This window comes from Paraconexibacter sp. AEG42_29, from assembly GCF_040581415.1.
Classification (GTDB): Bacteria; Actinomycetota; Thermoleophilia; order Solirubrobacterales; family Solirubrobacteraceae; genus Paraconexibacter.
Genome location: NZ_CP114014.1, coordinates 1,761,437 through 1,785,167, shown reverse-complemented (window position 1 = coordinate 1,785,167; position 23,731 = coordinate 1,761,437). Strand labels below are relative to the sequence as shown.

Genomic DNA, 23,731 nt, shown 5'->3' with positions numbered 1-23,731 from the left:
GATCAGCCGCCGATCGGGAGCTTCGGATCGAGCCCGTAGAAGAGGAAGATGAAGCCGCCGATGATCACGTGGATCAGGACGAGGTTCACCACGAGCGAGCGGGCGACGGAGCCACCGACCTCGGCCGGGCCGCCCTTCGTCCGCCAGCCGTAGAAGCACGAGACGATGACGATGCTGATCGCCATCGTGCCCATCATGATCAGCGCGTAGAGCTGGTCCTGGACCGTCTGGATCGCCCAGTGGTAGCGGCTGAAGCCCGACGAGGAGAGGCCCTGGACGACGTCGACCGCGGTGAGGTAGCAGCCGGCCGACATCCCGAGCAGGCCGATGAAGACGGCCCCCGGCAGGAAGATCATCGCGGCCAGCAGTCGGACGGCGACGACGTAGCGCATCGGGTCGATCGCCTCGGACTCCAGCGCGTCGATCTCCTGGCTGATCCGCATCGCCCCGATCTCCGCGACCAGCCCGCAGCCGACCTTCGCGGCGAAGACGTACCCGAACATCACCGGACACGCGGCGCGCGCCGTGGCCAGGCCGCTGAACAGCCCGGTGTAGTCCGCGGCGCCTGCGGCACGCAGGAAGTAGTAGGCGAAGTTGATCGCGGAGAACCCGATCAGGAAGCACATCGCCGCGATGACGCCGGTCGACCCGCGGGCGAGGATCGAGGACTGCCGGAAGATCTCGGCCGGGTAGCGCAGCGCGCCGCGCAGGGCGCCGAAGGTCCGGAAGGTGAAGATGGCGAGCTCGCCGGCCTCGCGGAAGAGGGCCTTGACCGTCCCGTCGGGAGCCGCGGGCGCGGGCACGGACGCGGGCCGCTCCGCGCTGCCCCCTGGGTTGGTCGCGACGGACGCCATCAGCCGCGGAGGGTCTGCACGTCGGGGAACAGGGCCAGGAAGGCGCTGTTGAAGACGCCGTTCAGGATCCAGAGGCCGAGGAACATGATCACGACGGCCTGGTTGACCGCCCGGCCGACACCCTCTGCGCCGCCCTTCGCCGTGAGCCCCTTGTAACAGGAGACGGTCCCTACAAGGGCGCCGATCAGGACGCACTTCAGGAGGAACGCGAACAGGTCGCCCGGGATCAGGAAGGCGTTGACGACTTCGAAGAACGTCGCGTGGCCGACCGACGGGAAGTACAGCGGCAGGCAGACCAGCAGCACGAACATCGACCACAGGTGCGTGAGCAGCCCGAGGATCGGGGCGACGAGCGTCATCGCGACGATCCGCGGCAGGACGATCGCCCGGACGTTGTCCACCCCGAGGACCGACAGCGCGTCGAGCTCCTCGCGGATCCGGCGTGCGCCGAGGTCGGCGGCGAGCGCGCTGCCCGCGACCCCGGCGAAGATCATGCTCATCACCCAGATCGACGGCTCCCGCATGAAGCCGGTGTAGATCCCGCCCGGGATGCGGTCCGACGTCCCGAGCGTCTTGATGATCATGCCGACGAACCCGATCGCGATGCCGAGGCAGAACGCCGCGATCGACAGCATCATCGGCAGCAGGCAGCGGCGCAGCGCCAGCGACATCTCGACGACGCAGTCGCGCCACCAGCCGTACGGGCCGGTGAACAGCATGCGCCCGGCCTTCAGGAACAGGCCTGCGGTCTCGGACGCCGTCTGGACGGCCGACCCGCCGGGCTGCCGGACGAGCCCGCCGGCGATCCGGTCGGCCACCGCCGCTGCGTCCCGTCCTGCTCTGTCGTCCGTCAGTGCCATGTGCGCGTCGATGCCCTCCCCGGGCGGCTTAGAGAGTTGATGTCTCTCTAAGCGCGAGAGGACCTTCCCACGCGACACGAGTGCGTGCCTACCCCCCGGTCAGGGGTTCCAGCACCCCCGGAAGCTGGAACTTCCGGGTGACCGGGCGCTCACGGGTAATGTCGGCGCCCGATGAGCGAGCAGCGCACCACGCGGCGGAGCACCGAGCAGGTCCGTGCGCTGATCATCAGCGCGGCAGCCGAGGAGTTCGGGGGCCGCGGCTTCGAGCAGACGACGATGCGGACGGTCGCGGACGCCGCGGGCATCAGCCCGTCTGTCCTGCACCGACACTTCCCGAGCAAGGACCGGCTGTTCGCCGCGACCACGCTGACGCCGTTCATCGCGTCCGTCGAGGAGTTCGCGGCCAGTTGGCAGCAGCAGCTCGCCAGCGAGCGCAGCGAGCACGAGATCATGACCGACCTGATCCGCGACCTCTACCGCCACCTCAACGAGCACCGCCTCACCCTCGTCCGCCTGATCTCCATGCCCGACCTCACCGACGGCGAGCTCGTCGACGCCCTGCGCGACGGCCTCACCCAGGTCATCGCCAGCCTGAAGCCGATCGGCGACCACGAGGCCGATCGCGCCGGCTGGTTCTCCCGCGACGTCGTCGAGCGCGCGGTGTCGATGACGCTCACGTTGATGACCGGCCTCGTCCTCATGCGGCCGTGGATCGAGCCGGACGCCGAGGAGGACGAGCTCGTCCAGGCGGCGACGAACTACGCGCTCCACGGCATCCGCCTCGCGCCCTGAGCCGCGCGGGCCGGCGCCAAGGCAGCCCATCGCGTCAGGACTGAGCCAGGCTGGCTTTCACGGACCCCTCGAGTCGCGGTTTGAGGCCGAGCCTGTCCTCGGAGGGCGGGTCGGTCATTGAGGGCAAACGCAACCCAAAGTGGTATGCCTCCCCTGTCTCGCATCGACCTGCTGCTGACGAGACCCTCTATGCGGCACGGTCCCGCTTACCCTCCCGCCTGCCCGGAGAGGACCCGACAATCGAATCTCGGGCGCGTCGCTGGGGGCCATCCGCGATGCCCGGCCCGGCGGCCGCGACCGCGACTCGTCAGCGGCGCCGGTACCGTCCCGCGCGATGGCTTCCGGTCCGGCATCGCGTCGCTTCCCTTCGCGCTCTCGCGTGGCGTTGTTCCTGGCCGCCGTTGGCCGCTGTGCGGGGTGCGGCGTGCGCCTTGACCCGGGTTGGCACGCCGACCACGTCGACCCGGTGCGCAGCGGCGGGTCGACGACCCCTGCGAACGGGCAGGCGTTGTGTCCGGCCTGCAACATGCGCAAGGGTGGACGGTGAACCGCCCTGCTGCGGGGTCGGTGGTCCCGCGCGGGTGGCAGAGGCGGTTCCTGACCGAGCACGCCGCGACGCGGTCCCGTGACTTCCTGCTCGTGGCGACGCCTGGGGCGGGCAAGACGCTGGCAGCGTGCCTCGCGGTCCAGGACGCGCGTGCCGCCGGCCGCGCGGAGCAGGTTGTGGTCGTCTGCCCCACGACGGCGTTACGCGCGCAATGGGCCGACGCTGCGGACCGCGTCGGGTTGCACCTGGACCCGCGGTGGCGCAACGCCGACGGGGCATGGCGCGCCGGAGTGGACGGCGTCGTTGTCACCTACCAGCAGGTTGCCACCGCCCCGGACCTCTTCGCCCACCACCTTGCGCGACCGACCGCCGTCGTCATGGATGAGCTGCATCACGCCGGTGACGCGACGGCTTGGGGTTCGGCGCTGCAGACGGCGTTCGGTGAGGCAGCGCTGCGCCTGGCGCTGTCCGGCACGCCGTTTCGGTCCGACGCGCGCGCGATCCCGTTCGTCACCTACGACGAGGACCGCTGCTGTGTCCCTGACCACGTCTACGGGTACGCCGACGCCGTCTTGGATGGGGCGTGTCGGCCGCTCGCGTTCCGTCTCCTCGACGCGACGCTGCGCTGGCGGGCCGACGGTGAGGAGACCGTTGCTGCGTTCGCGGACCCCCTGGATCCCGTCGGCGACGCCCGCCGTCTGCGAGCCGCCATCGACCCCGGGACCCCGCTGCTCGGGCAGATGCTCAAGGACGCCGACGACTTACTCGTCAAGGCCCGCTCCGTCGTTCCCGATGCCGCCGGGCTGCTCCTCGCCGACACCCAACAGCACGCGCGGGATGTCGCCGCCGTCCTGCGCACCATCACCGGCGAGCGACCCACGACCGTGCTCAGCGACGACCCGACGGCGCACCGCAAGCTCGAGACGTTCGCCGCCGCGACCGAGCCGCGCTGGCTCGTGGCCGTGAGCATGGTGAGCGAGGGCGTCGACGTTCCCCGCCTGACCGTCGCCGCGTACGCCACCGTTAAGCGCACCGACCTGTTCTTCCGCCAAGCCGTTGGACGGATTGTCCGCCGCAGGTCCGGCGACCCCGACGACCTCGTCGCCCAGGTGTTCCTCCCCGCCGACGACATCCTCACCGCCGCCGCAGAGCGCGTCGAGGCCGAACTCCGGCGCCCAACCGACGACGACGGATCTCGCGGCACGTTCGATGTCGAGCCGCCCACCGGCGGCGGGCGTCGGGTCGCTTTCGAGGCCCTCGACGCCTACGTCGAGCCCGGCGGCATGATTGTCGGCGGCGTCCGCTACGACCGCGACGAGGTCGCCGCCGCGCGCGGACTGCTACGCGAACTCGGCCAGTCCGAACGAGCGATCGGCAAGGTCCTTACCTTCGTGCGCGGACAGCGCCTCGGCACGCCCGAGAGCCCGCCGACGACTCTCGCCGAGCCGCACCCCCCACCCGTGCCCGCGCACCGCCGCGTGCAGGCCAAGCGCGCAGCCGTCGACCAGCTTGCCCGCCGTTGGGGTCAGCTCCGGCGCGCCATCGACCCCACCTACGACCACCGGCACGCCCAAGCCCGCGTCAACAGCGCCATGGGCGTCCGGGCACGCGCCGCCGCCAGCGAAGCCGACCTCGATCGCGGCCTCATCTTCCTCACAACCGAGCTTCACAAGCTCGCCGCCACCTACCCCGATCACGCTGCCGGCCTCAACATCACACAAAGCACGCAGGGCATCCTCACCCGTCTCGCCGCCGCTACCGGAGAACCACCCGGCCGCCACCAGCGCGACCAATAAACGCGCTACCCGCACCGAGTGAGCCGGGCTGGGTTCCAAGATGGCTCCCGCAGGAGGTTGCCGTCTTCAACCCGAGCCCGTCCGGAGGGCGCCGCACGGCGGCCCGCAAACTGGGCAAGGCGCCGGAGCCCATCGAGGGCTAACCTAACGCAACCCATAGGGCTAGGCCGCCGGCGCGTCGCTCAGTCCCGCTGGTACGCGCCGCGATCGGCGCACCGCAGGCACTGGCGAGAAGCGCTGGGACCGAGCCACTCTCGCGAGCCCCCATCGAACTCAGCCTCGGCTTAGCTCGACGCGCGGTGCTCCTACCGCACCAGCCGGACCGCCAGCGTGGACGCCCCCGCCCCCGCCGGGTCCCCGGCTCCGTGCAGTAATCCCAGGATCGCTGCGACGTACGCCTGCGTCTCGGGGTAGGGCGGGATGCACCCGCACTTCTGCACGGCGCCCGGCCCCGCGTTGTAGGCCGCGAGCGCGAGCGGAACCGAGCCGAACTGGCGTAAGAGGTCACGCATCAGGTGTCCCTGCGCGTCGATCGCCGCCATCGCGTCGAACGGATTCCTCAACCCGTACTGCGCCGCGGTGCCCGGCATGAACTGCGCGATCCCCTGCGCACCCGCCGGCGACCGCGCGAACGGGTTGAACCCGGACTCCTGCCACAGCTGCGCGGCAAGGAGCGCAGCCGACACGTTCCACCGCTGCGCCGTCTTCCCCAGGATCGGGGCGTACCTCGCCGGGACGAACGAGGGCAGCGCCGTGCGCCGGTCAGCGATCCCGAGGCCCCCGCTGGACCCGGCGTTCAGCGTGTAGCCGTAGTGCCAAGGCTCCCAGCTGTATCGCTGAACGAAGTGGAAGCGCGTCGCGTTCGCCGCGAGCCACCCGTACGCGGACGCCGGGCCCAGGTCGAGCTCGGTGCCCAGCCGGTGCATCGACTTGCCCGGCGGCGCGACCCACTTCGGGTCCGGGTGGGCGGCGAACAGCACAGCCTGCTCGGCGTTGCTGCGGAAGCCGCTGACCACGAAGATCGTGTGGCCGTCAGCGGCGGCGGCCGCCGCCAGCCGATCGAAGGCGACGGCGACGTCGGGCCGCATTGGCTTCCCCGTCCGGATCGCCAGCGGACCGGAGTACTCGCCCTGTCCCGCGTCGCCCGTCGCGAAGCCGAGCGGCGCGACGGGTGTCAGCTCGGCCTCGGCGACGACACCCGTCGCGACGCGCCGCCCGGCTGCGGCAACGTCGTCCAGGACCCGGACGCGGACACGAGTCGGCGCGACACCGCCCTGCGGGAAGCTGACCTCGACCCGCTCGACGCCGTTGCGCCGCGCTGTCGTCTCCGCCGCGCGGCGACCGCGGTCCAGATACTGCTCGCGCTCCAGGTGGTTCGCGTTCTGGAGCCCATCGACCTGCGCCGGCTCGAAGACGCGCGGGTACACCTCCTGCAGGGCACGCCCGGCCGCGAGCGCGGCCAGATCGGCGGCGCGCTGCTGGTCACCGCGCTCGCCGAGCCCGCGGGCGACCCCGCCGAGCACGAGCGCGCCGATCGCGATGGCGACCAGGACGCCGACCAGCAGCACGGTCATCTGCCCGTTGTCCGAGCGCTCACGCGTCCCTGGCCATGTGGACGGCGACGAGCTTGACGCTCGCCTGCGACAACTTGGTCCGTGTCGTGCCATGCGGTCACGATCGACCACGCCCCTGTCGCGGCGCAACGACACACCTGTGCCGGACACGTACCGCGTTCGCAACCCACGTGCACCCGCGGTCAGCTCGCTGCGCCTCATCACCGCGCGCGACCCGTTCACTCTGCTGATACCGCGCTGATATCATCGGGGTCATGGCAAACGTCCACGTTCGCGACATCCCCGACGACGTTCACGCTGCGCTGAAAGCGCGAGCCGCAGCGGAGGGGCGGAGCGTCAACGAAGTGATCGTCCGCGCGCTCCGGCGTACCGCGCAGCGGCCGACACCCGAGCAGTTCGCCGACCAGATGCGGCGGCAGCGCACCACCTCCGCGCCGCCGACGGCGGCTGTCGCCGCGGCGGTGCGCGAGGGCCGGCCACCGTCATGACCCTCGTCATCGACGCGAGCGTCGCCGTCGGCGTCCTACTCGGTGCCGAGGACGCCCTTGAGGTCTTCGCCTCCGACGATCACGTCAACGCGCCGCAGATGCTGCCCATCGAGACACTCAGCGCACTACGCGGCCTGCTGCGCAGCAGACAGATCGACGCAGGCCAGGCCGAGCGCGCCGCGGCAGCCCTCACGGAGATGCCCGTCGACCTCTGGGACCACCAGCCGCTCATCGAGGCTGTGTGGGCACGTCGCGATCAACTCTCGGCCTACGACGCCGCCTACCTCGCAACCGCAGAGACCCTCCAAGCCAGCCTGGTCACCGGCGACCGCGGCCTGGCCGAGCGCGCCCGTGCTGCGCTCGGCGCCGACCGCGTCGTGCTGCTCAAGGACCAGTAACCCTGCAGGCGCACCGACTGCCCGTTGTCCGCGCGCTCAGGCATCGAGCACTCGGAGTATCTGCCGGACAGTCGCGCGCTGGCGGAGTAGGCGCGGCAGCCCGCCCACAGGTCGCGAGACCGTGACCGCTTGTGCGTCCGGCGCCAATGACCGGAGGGACGCGGCGGCGACGTCGACGAGCGCTTCCGGGGCATCGGCGGCGACCAGGGCGACGAGGACGTCGTAACCCGCCAGCACCGCATCGAGGGCCGGCGGCCGTGGGCCGGTGACCACCAGCACCTGTGCGCACTGCTGTCCTGCCAGCGTCGTCACGAGGCGGTGGGCCACCGCGATGTCACCGTCTTGCGGAAGTTGCACGACGACCCCGCTGCCGGTCGCGCGCGCTGCGAGATCCGTGGCGCCCTCGATATCGGACGCGAGCAGCGCAGCGGCCCGGGTCGACGAGGTCCCCTCGCGGCTCGGCGCGGCGTCGCCCCAGACGGTCGTCAGGGCAACCGCGGAACGGTGCCGCCGCGCAACGCCGCCCGCGACGGCGACGGCCAGGGCGGTCGTCGCGGCGTCGCCCACGATCGCCACGGCAGGCGGGGCGGCGGCCGGGTGCCGCGAGCCGGACGATCGCCGGCGGCGGCGGCGGACGGCCCGCCTGGCCGGCTCGGTCGGTCCCGTGGAATCGGCCGGGTCGCCCGTGTCCGCTGGATCGGCGCTGCGCTCCGGGACGACCGGGGCGGCACTCGCGGACGCGACGCGGGCGGTGGAAGACCCTGCTGCCGGCGTCACCACCTCCACCGGCAGGACGAAGGCGTCGCGCCCGGCGGAGCCTGCCGTGGTCACCGGCGGACCGGCGTCGAGGACGTCAGCCGCCGCCTCGCCCCTCGGACAGCTCACGGCCTCCGCCGGCAGCAGCAGGAACGACGAGAGGCGGTCGACGACGGCGCTCATCGCTCGCGCCACTCCGGCGGGATGACGGGCGCAGGCTCGGCGAACTCGAGTGGCCCGGGCCCGGGGAGGCCGAGCTCCGCGGGCTGGTCCACGGTCGGTTCCGTCACCGCCCCGAGGCCCGGCCCTGGCCCGGTGCTGACCGCCGCCGGCATCGCGGCGCCCGCGTCCGGGCCGGGTCCTGCGTCCGCTGAAGCGTCGGTGGCCAGCGCCTCCCCTGCCCCCGGGATCACCGTCAGCGGCTTCAGGCTCACCCGCACCTCGCGGCCGTCGACCTTGATCTGGACGCGGTCCTTCGCCCAGCCCGGGAGCGCCTCGCGCACGGCGTCCCGCGGATCCTCGCCGTCGGCGAGCGCGATCGCCCCGTTCTCCGCTGCGTGCGCGGCCAGCTCGTGACCGATGCCGGCCGCGAGCACCTGCGCGATACCCAGCACGGTCACGATCGCCAGCGGCAGGATCGCCACCAGCTCGACCGAGCTCTGGCCGCCGTCATCCGGTCTGCGTCGTGTCACCTCAGCCACCCTGCGGCCGGAAGCGGGCCTGGGCCGTGACGGTGGCAACGCGGCGGTCCCCGTCGACGACGACCGGGATGCGGATGCGCACGCGCACCCCGCCGTCGTCGTCGCGCGTGGTCTTCAGGCCCTCGTGCAGCGCGACGGGCAACGTGGCGCGGGCCGCGGCCACGGGGTCGCCCCCGACGGCCTCGGCCCTGGCGGCGGCGCGGGCAGCCGTCCCGGCGAGCCACACCGCCTGCCCGGCCACCACCGCCTGCCACAACAGCACCACGATCGCCGCCAGCAGCGGGAGCAGGGCGACAAACTCGACGCTCGCCTGCCCCCGCTCGGATTCGTGTCGTGCCATGGGGACACGATCGATCAGGGGGCTGCTGCAGCGCTACCGCACACCTGTGACCGGGGCGCTCGGCGGCTGTGGCGGAACTCCGCAGGCCGCAACCGACACCCGACCGCCCCACCCCGACGCGCCGACCGACGGCCGACGGCCACCCAGGCGACCGTCAACCCACCCGCGAACGACCCGGACTAGAAGTTGTACGCCCTGAAGTTCGTGTAGACGGTGTAGAAGCCGTAGATCGCGCCGCCGACCAGGCCCAGCCAGAGCACGATCTCCGGCCCCGTCCCGTTGAGGAGCTTGTTGCTCCCGGCCGCGGCCAGGACGATCGCCGCCACCGAGCCGTAGAGCATCCCGCGGTCGCGGTCGCCCAGCCCGTAGAGCGACACCCGGTGCTCGCGGTACATCCGCCAGGCGGCGAACACGAACGACGCCAGGATCAGGGTCGAGAAGAGCGCGCCGAGGAACGCGGCGGTGTCGCCGCCGCCGGGCAGGGCGTACACGCCCAGCGCCAGCAGCAGGATGATGCCCGTGTTGCGTACGCCCGTGCTCACGCGCTGAAGTCTACGCCGTCCCGCCCCGCGGCAGGACGGGGACGACCGCGCGTCAGACCCGCGCGGGGACCGGCACCGACACGCCGGCGTCACCGACGCCGACGCCGTCGACCGGCACCGCGTCGGACGCGAGCTCCGGCGCGAACCGGTAGCCGACGCCGAAGTGGGTGTGGATGTACCGCCAGCCCGGCGATGCCTTCTCGAGCTTCTGGCGCAGCTTGCGCACGAACACGTCGACGGACCGGTCGCCGCGGGCCATCGCGTAGCCCCACACGCGCTGGTAGATCTCCTCGCGCTCGAGGACGCGACCCTCCGCGGAGGCGAGCAGCTCGATGAGCTCGAACTCGCGGCGGGTGAGATCGATCGACAGCCCGTCCACGAACGCCTGGAAGCGGTCCGACCGGATCTCGATCTCGCCGGCGGCGATCGGGCCGGCCTCGGCACGGCTCTCGGCCTGGCGACGACGGCGCACGACCGCCTCGATCCGCGCGATGAGCTCCTCGGGGTGGCACGGCTTCTGCAGCCAGTCGTCCGCCCCCATCCGCAACCCGCGGACGCGCTGCGCGACCGTCGACTGCCCGGTGCAGACGATGACCGCCAGCCCGGGGAGTTCAGCGCAGAGCTTCTCGAGGTACTCCCAGGCCTGCGGCCCGAGCACGGTGAGATCGATGACCACTGCGCTGAGGCGCATGGCGACCATCGTGTCGGTCGGGACGCCGCTGGCCAGCACGCGGTGTTCCCAGCCGAGACGTTCCAGGCGCTTGGACAGCACTTGCAGGAAGCCGGAATCTGTGTCGATCACGGCAATCCGCAGCGGTGCGGCGCCCGGGTTGTTGGCAGGACGATCGACGTCCATGCCGGTGTAGACCCGTTCCGTCATGTGTCTCGAGTGTACGCCGGGGACGCCTTTTGGCAACATCAGCCCGGCATAAAGTCACAGGAAAATCACAGCGCGCCGGCGCCCCATAAAGGCACCCGAAGCCGGCGAACAAGGTTCTACCGGAACCCGGCGTGACCGTTCAGCGCTTGGCCGCGTGCGAGGAGTCCGAGAACTCCCGGAACAGCCCGGTGACGACGAAGGCCGTCTGCTCGCCGATGTCCACCGCGTTGTCGCCGATGCGCTCGAGCGCGCGGGCGGTCATGACCATGGTCATCGCCCACTCGCGGACGTCCGCGTCCGTGCCGAGCTGGACGGCGAGCTGGAAGATCTCCCGGTTCAGGCGGTTGATCTCCCGGTCCTGGCGGACGAGGTCCTCCGCGAGGCCCACGTCCCGCTCCTCGAACGACCGCCGCGCAAGGACGCACTCGTCGCGTGCCGCCGCCCCCATGCGCTGGATGCGCTCCATGATCTCCGGCTGGACCGGGGGCTCGTGGCCGAGCAACGGGATCAGCTTGCACACGTTCACGCACTGGTCGCCCATGCGCTCCATGTGCTTGATCACATGGAGCAGCGCGGCGATGGTGCGCAGGTCGCCGGCGACCGGTGCCTGCAGCGCGAGCATCGAGAGGACGCCCTGGTGGACCTCCAGGTAGCGGCCATCGAGCCGGTCGTCGTCGGCGATGACCAGCGCTGCGAGCTCGACGTCCTGGTGCTTGAGTGCCTCCATGACCCGGTCGAGCTGCTCCACCACCATGTTGATCCCGCCCATGGTCTGGGCCTCGAGCAGGATCAGCTGGTCGACGAACTGCTGTCGCGGGTTGGAGGCCATCAGCCGAACTTACCCGTGACGTACTGCTCCGTCCGCTCGTCCTTGGGGTTCGAGAAGATCTGCTCGGTCGGCGCGAACTCCACGAGCTTGCCGATGCGCTTGTTCTCGCCGGCCGACAGGTCGACGATGAAGAACGCGGTCTTGTCGGACACGCGCGCGGCCTGCTGCATGTTGTGCGTGACGATCACGATCGACACGCGCTCTTTCAGCTCCGTCATCAGGTCCTCGATCTTGCCGGTCGAGATCGGATCCAGGGCCGAGCACGGCTCGTCCATGAGCAGGACGTCGGGCTCGGTGGCCAGGGCGCGCGCGATGCAGAGGCGCTGCTGCTGACCGCCAGACATGCCGAAGGCGTTGTCCTTCAGGCGGTCCTTGACGTCGTCCCACAGCGCGGCACGCTTGAGCGCCGTCTCGACGACCTCATCCATCTCCTTCTTGGCGACGCCGCGCAGCCGCGGCCCGAAGGCGATGTTGTCGTAGATCGACTTGGGGAACGGGTTCGGCTTCTGGAAGACCATGCCGATGCGCTTGCGCACCTGGACGGCGTCGACCTCCTTGGCGTACAGGTCCTGCCCGTGGTACACGATCGAGCCCTGGACCTCGGCCCCGGGGATCAGGTCGTTCATGCGGTTCAGGCAGCGCAGGAACGTCGACTTGCCGCAGCCGGACGGGCCGATGAGCGCGGTCACATCGCCCTTGAGCAGCGGGATCTCGACGCCCTCGACGGCCAGCTTGCCGCCGTACAGGACGTTGACGTCCTTGCAGTCGAAGATCTTTTCCGCGTTCTTGTCGACCGTGATGGTCGGCGTGTCGGGCGCAGTGGTGAGGTCGACGCCGCGGGCGTCCGGGGAGGCGCTCTTGGCGAGCGGGTCGGTTTCAGCAGGTTCGGTCATGTTCTTCACGGTGGCTCCTCACCACTTCTGTTCGAAGCGGCTGCGCAGGTAGATGGCGACTGAGTTCATGGCGAGCAGCAGGACCATCAGCACGATGATGGTGGCCGATGCCAGCTGTAGGAATTGGGGATCCGAGTCCTTCGAGAAGGCGAAGATCTGGACGGGCAGGGCGGTGAACTCGCTGTTGAGCCCGTCCGGCAGGAACCGGGGCGACACGGCCGCCCCGATGACGATCAGCGGCGCGGTCTCACCGATCGCGCGGGAGAGCGCGAGGATGACGCCGGTGGCGATGCCGGCCATCGAGCCCGGCAGGACCTGCTTCCAGATCGTCTGCCACTTCGTCGCGCCGAGGGCGAGCGAGCCGTCCCGGATCGACGGCGGCACCGCACGGATCGCCTCGCGGGCCACGATGATCACCACGGGCAGGACCAGCAGCCCGAGGGTGATGGCACCCGCCAGCAGCGTCCGCTCGAGCGACAGCGGACCGCGGACCACGAACGCCAGACCGAGGAGACCGTAGACGACGCTCGGCACCGAGGCGAGGTTCTGGATGTTGACCTCGATGATGCGGTTGAACCACCTGCGGCGGTCGGCGTACTCCTCGAGGTAGATCGCGCTTCCGACACCGATCGGGATCACGAAGATCGCCGTCAGGATCATCAGGTAGACGGTGCCGTAGAGCGCCGACTTCACGCCGGACGTCGCGGGGTTGATCTTCGACGGGAAGTTCGTCAGCAGGTTCCAGCTGAGCGCGCCGGCCCCGTCGCTGGCGATCTGGATCATCAGTGCCGCGAGCGAGATGAACGCGATTGCGACCGCCGCGTACATCAGGAACGCGAAGCCGCGCTCCTTGCGGGCATCGTTCGGGTTGCGCCGCGGGATCACCGTGGTCTGCTGCATGGCCTTGCCGGCCATCTGAGCGGGAGTCGACATCCTGAGCTCCTACTCGTAGACCTGGCGGTACTTGTTGACGAGGCTGATCGAGATCAGGTTCAGCGTCAGGCAGATCACGAACAGCGTGGTGCCGACGGCGAAGATGGTCTCGTAGGCGATCGAGCCGGTGGCGGCGTCGCCGGTCGCCGTGGACGCGATGAACGCGGCCATCGAGCCGGACGGCTCGGTCGGGCTGCCGACGGTCCCCGGCAGCAGCTGCCCGGAGCCGGCCGCGAGCAGGATGACGAGCGTCTCGCCGATGGCGCGCGAGGCGCCGAGGACGAGTGCCGCGATGACGCCGGAGAGCGCCGCCGGCAGGACGACCCGCAGCGACGTCGTCAGGCGGCTCGCGCCGAGGCCGAACGAGCCCTCGCGCAGCGACGCCGGCACGGACGTCAGCGCGTCCTCCGCGATCGAGGCGATCGTCGGCAGGACCAGCAGGCCGACCAGCAGGCCGCCGGCCAGCTGGTTGGACTGCGAGACGTCGGTCCCGAACAGCGGTCGCAGCACCTCGGGCGTGAGGAACGTCAGCGCGAAGAACCCGAAGACGATGGTCGGCACGCCGGCCAGGACCTCGAGGATCGGCTTGACGACCTTGCGGACCCGCGTCGGCGCGTACTCGGCCAGGTAGATCGCGGCGAGCAGGCCCAGCGGGACGGCCACGAGCATCGCGATGCCCGTGATGTAGAGCGTCGCGGTGACGAGCGGGACCACGCCGAACGAGGCCTGGTCGCCTGCGAGCTGCGGCGTCCACTTCCCGCCGAAGAGGTAGTCGAAGATCGAGACGTCACTGAAGAAGGAGATCGTCTCCTTCGCGAGCGACAGCACGATGAGGATGGTGGTCAGGACCGAAATGCCGGCCGCCACCATGAGGGCGACGCGGATGGCGCCCTCGGATACGGACCGCGTCGAGCGGACCCGGAGCAGATCTGCTCCGGATCCGCCCGTGGGCGTCCCGCCGGATGTGGATGAGGACGCCATGCGGGTCGCGGCTTAGGCCGGCGCCTCGGCGGACGTGAGGTCCGTCCGGGCCTTGGTCGCCTGCTCGGCGGTGAGCGGCACGATCTTGGCGGCCTCGGCGATGGCCTCCTGGTTCGCGAGCACGAACTCCATGAACGCCTTCACCTCGGGCTTGGCGATCGACTTGGAGGACGGGTACATGTAGAGCGGACGCCCGAGCGGCTTGTAGGTGCCGTCCTGGATGGTCTCGTTCGACGGCTTGACGCAGCCGTCGCCGGCGTCGATGCCGACGAGGTTCAGCTTGTCGGCCGCGCCCTCGTAGTAGGAGAAGCCGAAGTAGCCGAAGCCGCCGCCGTCGCCCTCGACGCCGGTGAGGAGCTGGTTGTCGTCCTCCGAGGCCTGGTAGTCGTCGCGCGTGGCGCCCTCTTCGCCGTTGATCTCCTTGGTGAAGAAGTCGAACGTGCCGGAGTCGGTGCCGGGGCCGTACAGCGAGAGCTTCGTGTCCGGGAACTTGGCGTCGACGTCCTTGAGGGACGCGACCTTGGAGCCCTTGTTCCAGACCTGCTTGAGCTGGTCGACGGTGAGGCAGTCGACGGTCAGGCCCTTGTTGCTGACGACGGCGATGCCGTCGTTCGCGATCTGGACCTCGCCGTACTTGACGCCGCCCTTCTCGCAGAGCGGCACCTCCTCGTCGTCCTTGATCGCACGCGAGGCGTTGGAGATGTCGGTCTCGCCGGCGCAGAACTTCTCGAAGCCGCCGCCGGTGCCCGACTGGCCGACCGTGATCTTCACGTCCGGCTGCTCTTCTTGGAAGAGCTCGGCCGCAGCCTGCGCGAACGGGAAGACCGTGGAGGACCCGTCGATGCTGATCGAGCCGGAGACCTTCTCGCTGCTGCCGGACGATGCCGACGCGTTCGAGCTGCCGGTGGACCCGGAGGAGCCCTCGTCATCGCTTCCGCACGCGGCGACCCCCATGGCAAGGGCGCCAGCGCCCAGGACTGCGATGAACTTCGATGACCTCACAACGTCTCCTTCGTGGTTGGACAGACGGGCGTCAGACTCCCGGCGTCGTGCCGGGATCCTGTTGCGTCGCTGTCTCTTTGGTGTGAAAAGGGTGTGAAGTGGACTGCGGCTCGGGGTTGAACCGGTAGCCGAAGCCCACGTGGGTGTGGATGTGGTGCCAGCCCGGAAGCGCCGTATCGAGCTTCACGCGCAGCTTGTGCACGTAGACGTCGATCGAGCGGTCCCCATCCCGCAGCTCGCCGCCCCAGACCGTCCGATAGAGGTCGTGACGCGCGACGATGCCGCCCTCGCGGCGCACCAGCGCACACAGCAACTGGAACTCCCGGACCGAGAGCGTGAGCGCTCGGCCGGCCGCGAGAACCAGGCCGTCACCGGTCCGGATCTCGAGCTGCCCCAGGCGCAGCACCTCGTCTTGTCGCGTCACCTCCATCTGGCATGGGAGCCTGGCGAGCGGGCCGGTGCCCCCGGTTACCGACCGGTGAAGTCGCCGTGAAAGACCTGTGAACGTGGCGGTCACACCCCGTCCGCGGGGCTTAGGGTCACGACGATGAGGATGCCGGGCCGCCGGGCCGACGATCACGCCGTGCTCGAGCTGCTGGAGGAGTCAGGCCGCAACGTGCAGCGCACCACCGCGCTGCTCCACGACCTGGTGCGGGACTACCCCGAGCGCCACGAGCTCGTCGCCGACCTGGTCGCGTGCGAGCACGAGGGCGACCGCATCACGCACGACATCATCCACCGCCTGCACGCGACCGGCCCCCGGCGCCGCGGCTGCATCGAGACGGCGGACGGGCACGCGCTCGCGACCGCCCTGGACGACATCGTCGACTTCGCCGAGCAGGCCTCGGACACCATGGCGATCTACCACATCGAGGCCCCGATGGAGCAGGCCACGGCGCTGGCCGAGGTCCTCGTCGGCGCCGGCGAGCAGGTGGCCCGGGCCCTGGTCTGCCTGCGCGGCGGCGCGGACATGGCTCCGCACCTCGTGGAGATCCACCGGCTCGAGAACGAGGGCGACCGCATCACCCGTGACGCGGTCGCGTCGCTGTTCATGAACGGCATCGACCCGATGGTCGTGATCCGCTGGAAGGACATCTTCGGCGCGCTCGAGGCGTCGGTGGACGCCTGCGAGACGGTCGCCCACGTGCTCGAGGGCATCAGCCTGCGGCGACGGTGAGCCGCCGGCAGCCCTGCCCGCCCCTGCCGCGGTAAGGCGAGCGGGATGTTCCGCAAGCTGGCGGCTGCGCGGGTATGAAACGCGCCCGTGGCGGGAAAAGACCGTCCACCCCATCGCCCGGCCCGCTCCCCGAAAGGTCCCGCATGACCGCCGCCAGCCGCCACCTCATCGTCGCGACCCCCATCGGTCCGCTCACGCTCGACCTCACCCCGGGCGCCCGTCCCGACGAGTACACCGTCAGCGCGCGCGGCCGGCTCGTTCCGCCGTCCGGTGCGCTGGACTCGTTGCTGCTCGACCTCGCCACCGTCGACCTCGCGAGCGGGACCGTGGCCACCGACCGTCGCCGCCTGCGGCGGTCGCTGCGCCTCGCCCACGGTCCGCGGACCGCGATGCGCCTGATCCCGATCCTGATGCCGCCGCTCGAGCGGATCCTCGCCCAGGATGCGGCGATCCTGGCGTACGCCGAGCTGCATCTGAGGTTGGCCGAGCCGCTCGTCGAGGCGCCGCCGGAGCTGGCGGACGCCGAGGGCATGGTCACCGCGCCGTCGCTGGTCGGTCCGCCGGTCACGCCGACGACCGCCCCGGTGCTGGTCCGGGCCGTCCGCTTCGAACCGGACGAGGAGCTCGACTGGCAGGCAGAGCGCCGTCCGCCCGTCGACGACTGGCGCGGTCCCGTCGCGCACAGCGAGGACGAGCTGCTGAGCCTGGCGCCGTACGCGCGTCCGCTGGCGCGCGCGGTCTCCGAGTACGCCTGAGCCCCCTTCGCTGCCCTCATCGGGGCCGAGCTGCGCCGTTCGACACCCGGGTCGAAGCCGGTCACAACTCGGAGACCTGGGGCGGATGGCGAAGGTCAGACCAGATCCGTGAGCAGCGCGGACCAGCCGAAGTCCCGTGCCGCCATCCCGGCGCCCGTGTGCGGGTCGTAGTACTCGCGCAGGCCGTCCCGTAGCGCCGCGTCGACCAGGCCGCCGACGATCCGGTCGGCGGCCTCGCCGTAGCCCAGATCACGGAGCGCGGGGACCAGCAGCCAGGCGGTGTTCACCCAGGACGGGCCGCGCCAGCAGCGCCAGCGGTCGAAGCGCGGGTTGAAGGCGGGCTCGTCCATCGCGACGGACGGGATGCCGACCGCGGCCCCGTAGCGGCGCGGGTCCAGGAGGTGCTCCTCGACCAGGCGATGCTTGACCGCCCGCGGTATCCCCGGCAGCGCGAGCGGCGCGAGCGCCGTCCACGTCGACACGCGCACCGGTTTCTCCTGGCGGCCCGCCAGGTCCAGGAACAGCCCGCTGCCCGCGTCCAGGCAGCGATCGAGCAGCGCGTCCTCGACGCGGGCGGCGCGCCGTGTCCAGTGCGCGTCCCCGGTCATGCGACCGAGGGCCTGCAGCGACAGCGCGTACGCGGTGTTGACGAGGACGTCCTCCACGTGCAGTTCGGTCGAGCGGATGATGCGGCGGCTGTCCCAGCCGTACCGGCGGCAGTTCTCGATCAGCAGGAACGAGCCCATCCGGTGGTGGGCGTAGCGGCCGTAGACCGGGTCGTACTTCGGCGAGTCGTCCACCCCGGACTCGTCGGGAAGCACGATGGTCAGCAGCCCGTCCTCGTCCGGGTCGCGGTGGTGGGCGAGCCAGTCCATGTGCCGGCCCAGGACGGGCAGCGCCTCGGCGGCGAACGCCGGATCGGCGGCGTCGGCCGCCGCCACCCGCTCCCACGCGACCGCCAGCAGCGGCGGGTCGATCGTCTCGGTCCGGACGTTGCCGACGACACCCCGCGTCGCGTAGAAGGGCGCGCGGCGCCACCCGGGCGGGTGGTTCCAGAAGACCGTGTGCGGCAGGAAGCCGTCGGGGTCGGCGGTGCGCAGCACGGTGCGCAGCTCCGCGCGGGCGCGGGCGTGGTCGCCGAGGGCGCTGCGGGCGATCGCGTGGAAGCACGAGTCCCAATGCCACATGTGCCGGTACCGCGGCGTCGACGGGCAGCTGTAGGCGAACGGGACGCCGTCCCGCCGGCGGACCCCCTCGCGCCAGTTGCCGTCCAATGTCCGGCGCGCCTGGTCCCGCAGCCGGGCGACGGTGTCCGGCGCGGGACCGCGGCCGGAGACGGGGACGGGGGCCGTCGCGGTCAAAGGCCGGCGCCGGGTCCGCGCACCAGCGGCGAGGGCACGCGGACGTCCGGCCGCGGCGGGCGCGCCCACGACCCGGCGTCCGCGGCCAGGTCGTCGTAGGTGACGGCCTCGCGCCGGCCCGCCCGCCGCAGGACCTGCTCGGCGGCGCCGATGCGGCCTGGCTGGTCGAGGTCGGACGGGTGCAGATCCAGGCGCAGCAGCGGCCCACCCAGGAGGGCGCTGGCCCGAACGCCCCACGGCGACGTCAGCCGGCCCCCGATCGAGCGCGAGCCGCCCGCGCCGATGCTCATCGCGGGGAGGTAGTCGGAGCGGCGGCCGTGGTCGGTGAAGAGCCGGTTGAGCGAGGCCCACCAGTCGAACGTCGGGGCCAGGGCCTGCTCGAGGCTCGCAGTGTAGGCGTACGCCGGGGCGACGAAGCCGCGCGGCGTGATGCCCGCGAGCTTCAGCACCCGCCGACCGGCGGCGACGGCACGGCGCGCCTCGGCGTCGTCGAGGCCGACGAACTCTGCCGCCGCGCTGCCGTGCGCCCGCGGGCTGACCGCACGCCGCAGGCCGGACGGCGGCCGCACCTGGCGGTGCTGGAACCCGTGCTGCGCGACCGTGTCCCCCAGCGCGACGCGTTCGGCGACCCAGTCCGCGAGCGCCGGCGACCGGTCCTGGAACGGATGCAGGTCGCCGGCCGGGACCACGAGCAGGGTGACGCGGTCCACACCGTGGTCGTCGAGCCAGTCGCGGATCAGGGCGCAGCGCTCGAAGGTGCCCGGCTCGATGTCGTGCAGCGCCACCGCGATCCGCTTCGGCGTCGCTGCCATGGGTCAGCCCGCCAGGTGGCGCATCGCGGCCAGCTCGTCGGCGAACAGGCGGGGCCAGGCGTAGCGCACGGCGAGCGCGGCGGCGGCGTCGTAATCGGGCGCGGCGGCACGGGCGTACCCGATCGCCTCCGCCAGGCCGGCGACGTCCCCGGGGGCGAACACGTGGGCGAGCTCGCCGACTGCGGCGCCGCTCGGCGCGGTGTTGCAGCAGACGGTGCGCGCACCGCTGGCCGCCGCCTCCAGCCCGACGAGCCCGAACGTCTCGTGCTCGCCCGGCATGACGACGCAGCGCGCGCCCGCGTAGACCTTCGCCAGCGCATGCCGATCGGTGACGAACTCCTCGAAGCGCACGCGGTCCGCGATCCCGAGCCGGGCGGCGCGGGCCTGCAACGCGTCCTGGGCCGGTCCGCTACCGACGAAGCGCAGCGTCCAGGTCGCGCCCGGCGTGGCCGCGGCCTCGAGCAGCGTGAAGACGCCCTTCTGCCGTGCGAGCCGGCCGACGAAGACCGTGTCCTCGCCGCGCGGGACGTCCGGCTGCGGACGGAACGCGTCGTGCAGCCCGAGACGCAGCGGGATGTTCGCCGTCCGCCCGCAGTCGGCCAGCGGGTCCACGACGGACATCAGCGCGTCCACCCGCGAGTACGCCCGCCTGAGCCAGAGGCGCAGCAGCGGCGCGTAGAGCCCGTGCGGACCCGGGATGCCGCGGGCGTCCAGCTCGCTCGAGCCGTGGCAGACCGCGACGGTCCGCGCGTCGATCGACTGCGCGGTGGCCGCGACGCCGCGCGGGCCCCAGAACGGGTCGTGCAGGAGGACGACCTCGGGCCGGATGTCCAGCAGCGTCCGGTGCAGGCGGCGGACGCCGAGTGGCAGCCGGTACCCGTTCGCGCGGCGGACACGCAGGCCGGGCAGGACGTGACGGCCGCCCTCGTGGGACTCGACGGCGCCGGGCGTGATGACGTGGTGCTCGTAGGCCCCGGTCCGTGCGTGGTCGGCGATCTTCGCGTCGAGGTACGTCCGGATCCCGCCACTGCGCTCGCCGTAGAACATGGCCACGTCGACGACGCGCAGCGGCCGCGACGGGACGGCCCGCAGGTGACGACCGGCGGCACCCGCACCGTCGACCGGTGCCGCGCCGGGGGCCGGGACGGCGAGACCGGCAGCAGCCTCAGGCGACACGGCGGCCCCGCGCGGCGCCGGCGGGGCCGAGCGTGCGGTGGTAGCCGTCCGCCAGCCGGACCAGGGCGCGTTCCCATGTCCGCTCGCGCACCGCGGCGAGCCCTGCGCGGGTGAGCCGCTCGCGCAGCAGCGGCGAGGACACCACGTCGATCAGCGCGTCGGCGAGCGCGTGCTTGTCCGGTTCGGCGAGCAGCCCGGTGATCCCGTGCTCGATGATCGAGCACGGTCCGCCCTCGTTCACCGCGACCACCGGCAGGCCGGACGCCTGCGCCTCCAGCAGCACCTGGCCGAACGTGTCCGTCCGGCTGGCGAAGAGGAACGCGTCGGCGCTCGCGTAGGTGACCGCGAGGTCCTCGCCCTCCTGCCAGCCGAGGAACGTCGCGTGCGGCCCGAGGCGCTCGCGCAGCTGCTGCTCCTCGGGGCCGCCCCCGGCCAGCACCAGGTGCAGGCGCTCGTCGCGGACGCGGGCGGTGAGGAACGCGTCGGCCAGCAGCTCCGCGCCCTTCTCCTTCGTCTGACGGCCCACGTACAGCACGTTGACGCGATCGGTGGCGTCCAGCGTCGCGAACACGTCGGTGTCGCGCTTGGCCGGGTCGAACCGGGCGATGTCGACACCGCGGTCCCAGCGCCCGATGCGGTCCTCGGCGATGCCCATCTGCCGCAGCACCTCGTCGCTCTGCGGGCTCGGGGTCAGGACCTGGCCGCACTGCTTGTAGAAGGCGGCGATCGCCATCCGCACCATCGCCTCGAGCTGCGGGTCGGCGCTGCGCAGTCCCGCGTAGGCCGCCAGCTCGGTGTGGTAGCTGCCCAGCACCGGCAGGTCCATGATCCGGGCGATGACCGCGGCGGCCACGCCGGCGGGACCGGGCGAGCAGAGGTGGACGACGTCGTAGCGGCCCTCGGCCAGCGTCTCGACCACCTGCGGGAGCGACGGGACGCCGACCTTCAGCCCGGCGTAGAACGGGATGTCGACCTCGGCCACCGCGGACAGGCGGCGGTCGACGTTGGCGTCGGTCCCGACGATCTCGACCTCGAAGCCGGGGACGCCGCGCTCGCGGATCTCGTCCAGGGTGTGCGTGACGCCGTGCATCCCGCCGACGCCGTCGGCCACCAGCGCGACCCGGAGCGGCTCGCCTTCGCGACTGACCAGCTTGCCCTTCTCCTTGCCCAGGAACGCGGCAGCGGGCGCGTACGGGATCGCGGCGACGCAGGCGTCGAAGAGGCTGGACGCGGCGCCCAGGTAGTTCGCCGTGGCGGGGTTCTCCGCCATCGCGACGATCTCGTGGACCGTGGTCGCCAGCTTCTTCTCGTGCTTGCGGCGGGCGCGTCGGAAGAGGTCGGCGTGCCCGAAGTCCTCGTCCTGCAGGTAGGCGAGCAGCTGCGGCTCGGTCAGGTCCAGGTCGATCGAGTCCATCCACGCGCGCAGGATGGCGCGGGCGTCGTCCGGGCCGAGGTCGGCGCCGATGGCGCCGCTGCGGACGTCGCCCTCCTTCATGATGCGGTCGACCATCGTGAAGACGGCGACGGGGTTCGGTCGGGCGGTCTCGGTGCCCGCCGGCGCGGGACCGAGCGCGCGGGTGGCCAGGCCCATCGCCGCGTGCGTCCACTTCTCGGCGCTGCCCTGCTCGCCGCGGGCGGACGCGCGCCCGGCCCGGATGTTCGCCAGGAACTCCTGCCACGTGGCCGCGGCCGGGGTCTCGGTGAACGTACGGCCGATGTCGACACCGGCGTGGTCGTCGCTGCCGCCGATGCCCGTGCCGCCGTGCGTCTCGATGTAGATCGCGGCCGGCATGTTGAGCTCCCGGGCACGCGCGCCGTTGCGCGTCTCCCAGACGGGGAAGAGCTGCGCGAGGCGGCGGCGGTGGCGCGGGGTCAGGGGCGCCTCGACCGCGTAGAACGGGTGCGCGAGCGCGGTCGTGATCTCGTTCTCGTGCAGGTATTCGGCGCAGGCCTCGACGTCGTTGTTGTGGGCCTGCAGCCACTCGTGGTCGTCGGGCGTGATGCCGTAGCAGAGGACGTGAACCGCTTGGGGCTCGCCCTTGAACCAGACCGTCAGCTCCTCGCTCAGGAAGACGCGCGGATCGTCCGCGATCTGCTGCGCGCCGAGGATCGTGTCGTGGTCGGTGATCGTCACGAAGTCCATGCCGCGACGGGTCGCGAGCTCGAGGACGTCCTCCGGCGGCGTCGCGCACTCGGGCAGCCCGAGCGAACGCTGGACGCCCAGCTTGGACAGCACGCTGGCGGTCGAGTGGCAGTGCAGGTCGGCCCTGCTGGTACGGCGGTTCTGGAGCGTCATCGGTGCGCGTCCTCCGGTGTCGGAACGTGTCGGGTGCACGACGCAGATTGATCCTCTGCGCAGGTCCTTATGTGTCTTTCACGCCAACAACCTGTGACCCGCTCGTGAACCCGCGGCGGAACTGTCGCGCCGGTGACAGAGCGCCCGTCACGGCCGTGCGGGACGCGGCGGCGCCGGTGCGGGACCTTGGACACACACCGAAACCGAGCCCCGGCTCACCACCTCCAAGGAGTCCACACCATGCGCCTCACGACCTCCCGCCCCACTCCCGCCTTCGTCCTCGCCCTCGTCGCCCTCGTCTTCTCGATGGCCGGCACCGGCTACGCCGCTGCTCAGATCAGCGGCTCGAGCATCAAGTCCCGTTCGGTCTCCGCCCAGAAGGTCGTCACCAACGCCTTGACCGGCGTGGAGATCAAGGAGTCCTCCCTGGGCCTGGTCCCCCGATCGACGTTCGCGTTCAGCGCGGAGAGCGCCGCGTCGGCCGACACCGCGAAGGTCGCGGACACGGCCAAGGCGGCGGACGTGGCCAAGACCGCGGACACCGCGACCACGGCCAAGACGGCGGACACGGCGCTAGTCGCCGACAAGGCGAAGGACGCCGACAAGCTCGGCGGGCGTGAGCCGTCCGAGTACCTGCGCTCGGCCCGGACCGTCCGCAGCGTCACCTTCGCGAACGTCGCGATCAACAACGGGGCCGAGACGACGGCGTTCTGCAACCCGGGCGAGATCGCCGTGGGCGGCGGCGCCGGCTGGTTCTTCGTCGGCACCGACACCTCCGTCGGCAGCGCCACGGTGAGCACGATGATCCCGGTCACCGACGCGGGCACCAACAGGTCCGGCTTCCGCGGCGAGGGGAAGAACACCTCCACGGTCGCCCGTGACTTCAAGGTCTACGCCATCTGCATGGCCGGCTGACCCCGATCGGGTCCCGCCGCGCAGCGCAGCGCCCTCCCGGCCCCGGCCGCGAGGGCGCTGTGTCGTTCCGGGT

At 71.7% G+C, this 23,731-nt stretch carries 26 protein-coding genes; 8 read left to right on the top strand and 18 right to left on the bottom strand.

The features are described from left to right. Positions 1–2 precede the first annotated feature (2 nt). Both DSM112329_RS08610 and DSM112329_RS08605 read right to left on the bottom strand, forming a co-directional pair. Complete coding sequence (locus DSM112329_RS08610) at positions 3–854, bottom strand: ABC transporter permease (protein WP_354701408.1); 852 nt, start codon at positions 852–854, stop codon at positions 3–5. After that, positions 854–1,672 carry an ABC transporter permease gene (locus DSM112329_RS08605; protein ID WP_354701407.1) on the bottom strand — a complete coding sequence of 273 codons (819 nt, stop codon included), beginning with the start codon at positions 1,670–1,672 and terminating at the stop codon, positions 854–856. Before DSM112329_RS08605 ends, DSM112329_RS08610 begins: the two co-directional genes overlap by 1 nt. 213 nt (positions 1,673–1,885) lie before the next feature. Here DSM112329_RS08605 and DSM112329_RS08600 point away from each other — a divergent pair, with 213 nt between their 5' ends. The 3 genes from DSM112329_RS08600 (at position 1,886) to DSM112329_RS08590 (ending at position 4,849) form a co-directional block, all read left to right on the top strand. Further along, on the top strand, positions 1,886–2,506 hold the full coding sequence (locus tag DSM112329_RS08600) for a helix-turn-helix domain-containing protein (RefSeq protein WP_354701406.1): 621 nt from the start codon (positions 1,886–1,888) through the stop codon (positions 2,504–2,506). 334 nt (positions 2,507–2,840) lie between these two features. Continuing rightward, entirely contained in the window at positions 2,841–3,053 is a 213-nt protein-coding gene (locus tag DSM112329_RS08595) for an HNH endonuclease signature motif containing protein (protein ID WP_354701405.1), read from the top strand. Further along, positions 3,050–4,849 carry a DEAD/DEAH box helicase family protein gene (locus DSM112329_RS08590; protein ID WP_354701404.1) on the top strand — a complete coding sequence of 600 codons (1,800 nt, stop codon included), beginning with the start codon at positions 3,050–3,052 and terminating at the stop codon, positions 4,847–4,849. The genes DSM112329_RS08595 and DSM112329_RS08590 overlap by 4 nt, the downstream gene beginning before the upstream one ends. Positions 4,850–5,154: 305 nt before the next feature. Here the strand turns inward: DSM112329_RS08590 and DSM112329_RS08585 are convergent, their stop codons facing one another. After that, positions 5,155–6,423, bottom strand: coding sequence for a transglycosylase SLT domain-containing protein (locus DSM112329_RS08585; protein WP_354701403.1), 1,269 nt, complete (start codon positions 6,421–6,423; stop codon positions 5,155–5,157). 254 nt (positions 6,424–6,677) lie between these two features. Between DSM112329_RS08585 and DSM112329_RS08580 the strand changes: the two genes are divergently transcribed. Together DSM112329_RS08580 and DSM112329_RS08575 are read left to right on the top strand one after the other, a co-directional pair. Beyond that, a complete protein-coding gene (locus tag DSM112329_RS08580) occupies positions 6,678–6,911 on the top strand; it encodes an antitoxin (protein WP_354701402.1) in 234 nt (77 codons plus the stop codon). Then, complete coding sequence (locus tag DSM112329_RS08575; protein ID WP_354701401.1) at positions 6,908–7,309, top strand: type II toxin-antitoxin system VapC family toxin; 402 nt, start codon at positions 6,908–6,910, stop codon at positions 7,307–7,309. Before DSM112329_RS08580 ends, DSM112329_RS08575 begins: the two co-directional genes overlap by 4 nt. A 36-nt stretch (positions 7,310–7,345) precedes the next feature. On the opposite strand, the gene DSM112329_RS08570 is transcribed toward DSM112329_RS08575, so the two are convergent. From DSM112329_RS08570 to DSM112329_RS08520, 11 genes are all read right to left on the bottom strand, one after another. Then, positions 7,346–8,248: a hypothetical protein gene (locus tag DSM112329_RS08570; RefSeq protein WP_354701400.1), complete on the bottom strand. Its 903-nt coding sequence runs from the start codon at positions 8,246–8,248 to the stop codon at positions 7,346–7,348. After that, positions 8,245–8,757, bottom strand: coding sequence for a hypothetical protein (locus tag DSM112329_RS08565; protein ID WP_354701399.1), 513 nt, complete (start codon positions 8,755–8,757; stop codon positions 8,245–8,247). The genes DSM112329_RS08570 and DSM112329_RS08565 overlap by 4 nt, the downstream gene beginning before the upstream one ends. Position 8,758: 1 nt before the next feature. Further along, positions 8,759–9,106, bottom strand: coding sequence for a pilus assembly protein (locus DSM112329_RS08560; RefSeq protein ID WP_354701398.1), 348 nt, complete (start codon positions 9,104–9,106; stop codon positions 8,759–8,761). A gap of 179 nt (positions 9,107–9,285) precedes the next feature. Beyond that, on the bottom strand, positions 9,286–9,648 hold the full coding sequence (locus DSM112329_RS08555) for a hypothetical protein (protein WP_354701397.1): 363 nt from the start codon (positions 9,646–9,648) through the stop codon (positions 9,286–9,288). A 52-nt stretch (positions 9,649–9,700) separates the two neighbouring features. Then, positions 9,701–10,528 carry a response regulator transcription factor gene (locus DSM112329_RS08550; RefSeq protein WP_354701396.1) on the bottom strand — a complete coding sequence of 276 codons (828 nt, stop codon included), beginning with the start codon at positions 10,526–10,528 and terminating at the stop codon, positions 9,701–9,703. 139 nt (positions 10,529–10,667) lie between these two features. Beyond that, positions 10,668–11,357, bottom strand: a complete 690-nt coding sequence (phoU, locus tag DSM112329_RS08545) for a phosphate signaling complex protein PhoU (RefSeq protein WP_354701395.1) — start codon at positions 11,355–11,357, stop codon at positions 10,668–10,670. Continuing rightward, the gene (gene pstB / locus DSM112329_RS08540) at positions 11,357–12,250 is read right to left on the bottom strand and encodes a phosphate ABC transporter ATP-binding protein PstB (protein ID WP_354701394.1); all 894 of its coding nucleotides are present in this window, start codon (positions 12,248–12,250) and stop codon (positions 11,357–11,359) included. The genes phoU and pstB overlap by 1 nt, the downstream gene beginning before the upstream one ends. A gap of 18 nt (positions 12,251–12,268) precedes the next feature. Continuing rightward, on the bottom strand, positions 12,269–13,183 hold the full coding sequence (pstA, locus tag DSM112329_RS08535; protein WP_354701393.1) for a phosphate ABC transporter permease PstA: 915 nt from the start codon (positions 13,181–13,183) through the stop codon (positions 12,269–12,271). 9 nt (positions 13,184–13,192) lie between these two features. After that, a complete protein-coding gene (gene pstC, locus DSM112329_RS08530) occupies positions 13,193–14,164 on the bottom strand; it encodes a phosphate ABC transporter permease subunit PstC (protein ID WP_354701392.1) in 972 nt (323 codons plus the stop codon). A gap of 12 nt (positions 14,165–14,176) precedes the next feature. Next, positions 14,177–15,166 (bottom strand): phosphate ABC transporter substrate-binding protein PstS family protein, encoded by a 990-nt coding sequence (locus DSM112329_RS08525; RefSeq protein ID WP_354701391.1) that lies wholly within the window; start codon positions 15,164–15,166, stop codon positions 14,177–14,179. A 31-nt stretch (positions 15,167–15,197) separates the two neighbouring features. Then, entirely contained in the window at positions 15,198–15,596 is a 399-nt protein-coding gene (locus tag DSM112329_RS08520) for a winged helix-turn-helix domain-containing protein (protein WP_354701390.1), read from the bottom strand. Positions 15,597–15,713: 117 nt separating this feature from the next. On the opposite strand from DSM112329_RS08520, the gene DSM112329_RS08515 reads away from it, so the two are divergent. Together DSM112329_RS08515 and DSM112329_RS08510 are read left to right on the top strand one after the other, a co-directional pair. Next, positions 15,714–16,343: a DUF47 family protein gene (locus DSM112329_RS08515; protein ID WP_354701389.1), complete on the top strand. Its 630-nt coding sequence runs from the start codon at positions 15,714–15,716 to the stop codon at positions 16,341–16,343. 143 nt (positions 16,344–16,486) lie between these two features. Continuing rightward, entirely contained in the window at positions 16,487–17,098 is a 612-nt protein-coding gene (locus tag DSM112329_RS08510) for a hypothetical protein (RefSeq protein ID WP_354701388.1), read from the top strand. A gap of 95 nt (positions 17,099–17,193) precedes the next feature. Here DSM112329_RS08510 and DSM112329_RS08505 read toward each other — a convergent pair whose 3' ends face one another. From DSM112329_RS08505 to DSM112329_RS08490, 4 genes are read right to left on the bottom strand one after another with little or no spacing between them, the layout of a single operon-like run. Continuing rightward, positions 17,194–18,459 (bottom strand): hypothetical protein, encoded by a 1,266-nt coding sequence (locus DSM112329_RS08505; RefSeq protein ID WP_354701387.1) that lies wholly within the window; start codon positions 18,457–18,459, stop codon positions 17,194–17,196. Further along, entirely contained in the window at positions 18,456–19,271 is an 816-nt protein-coding gene (locus DSM112329_RS08500; protein ID WP_354701386.1) for a DUF2334 domain-containing protein, read from the bottom strand. Before DSM112329_RS08500 ends, DSM112329_RS08505 begins: the two co-directional genes overlap by 4 nt. Positions 19,272–19,274: 3 nt before the next feature. After that, the gene (locus DSM112329_RS08495; RefSeq protein WP_354701385.1) at positions 19,275–20,447 is read right to left on the bottom strand and encodes a glycosyltransferase; all 1,173 of its coding nucleotides are present in this window, start codon (positions 20,445–20,447) and stop codon (positions 19,275–19,277) included. Next, a complete protein-coding gene (locus tag DSM112329_RS08490) occupies positions 20,437–22,743 on the bottom strand; it encodes a glycosyltransferase (RefSeq protein ID WP_354701384.1) in 2,307 nt (768 codons plus the stop codon). Before DSM112329_RS08490 ends, DSM112329_RS08495 begins: the two co-directional genes overlap by 11 nt. A gap of 240 nt (positions 22,744–22,983) precedes the next feature. Between DSM112329_RS08490 and DSM112329_RS08485 the strand changes: the two genes are divergently transcribed. Then, entirely contained in the window at positions 22,984–23,658 is a 675-nt protein-coding gene (locus DSM112329_RS08485) for a hypothetical protein (RefSeq protein ID WP_354701383.1), read from the top strand. Positions 23,659–23,731: the final 73 nt, after the last annotated feature.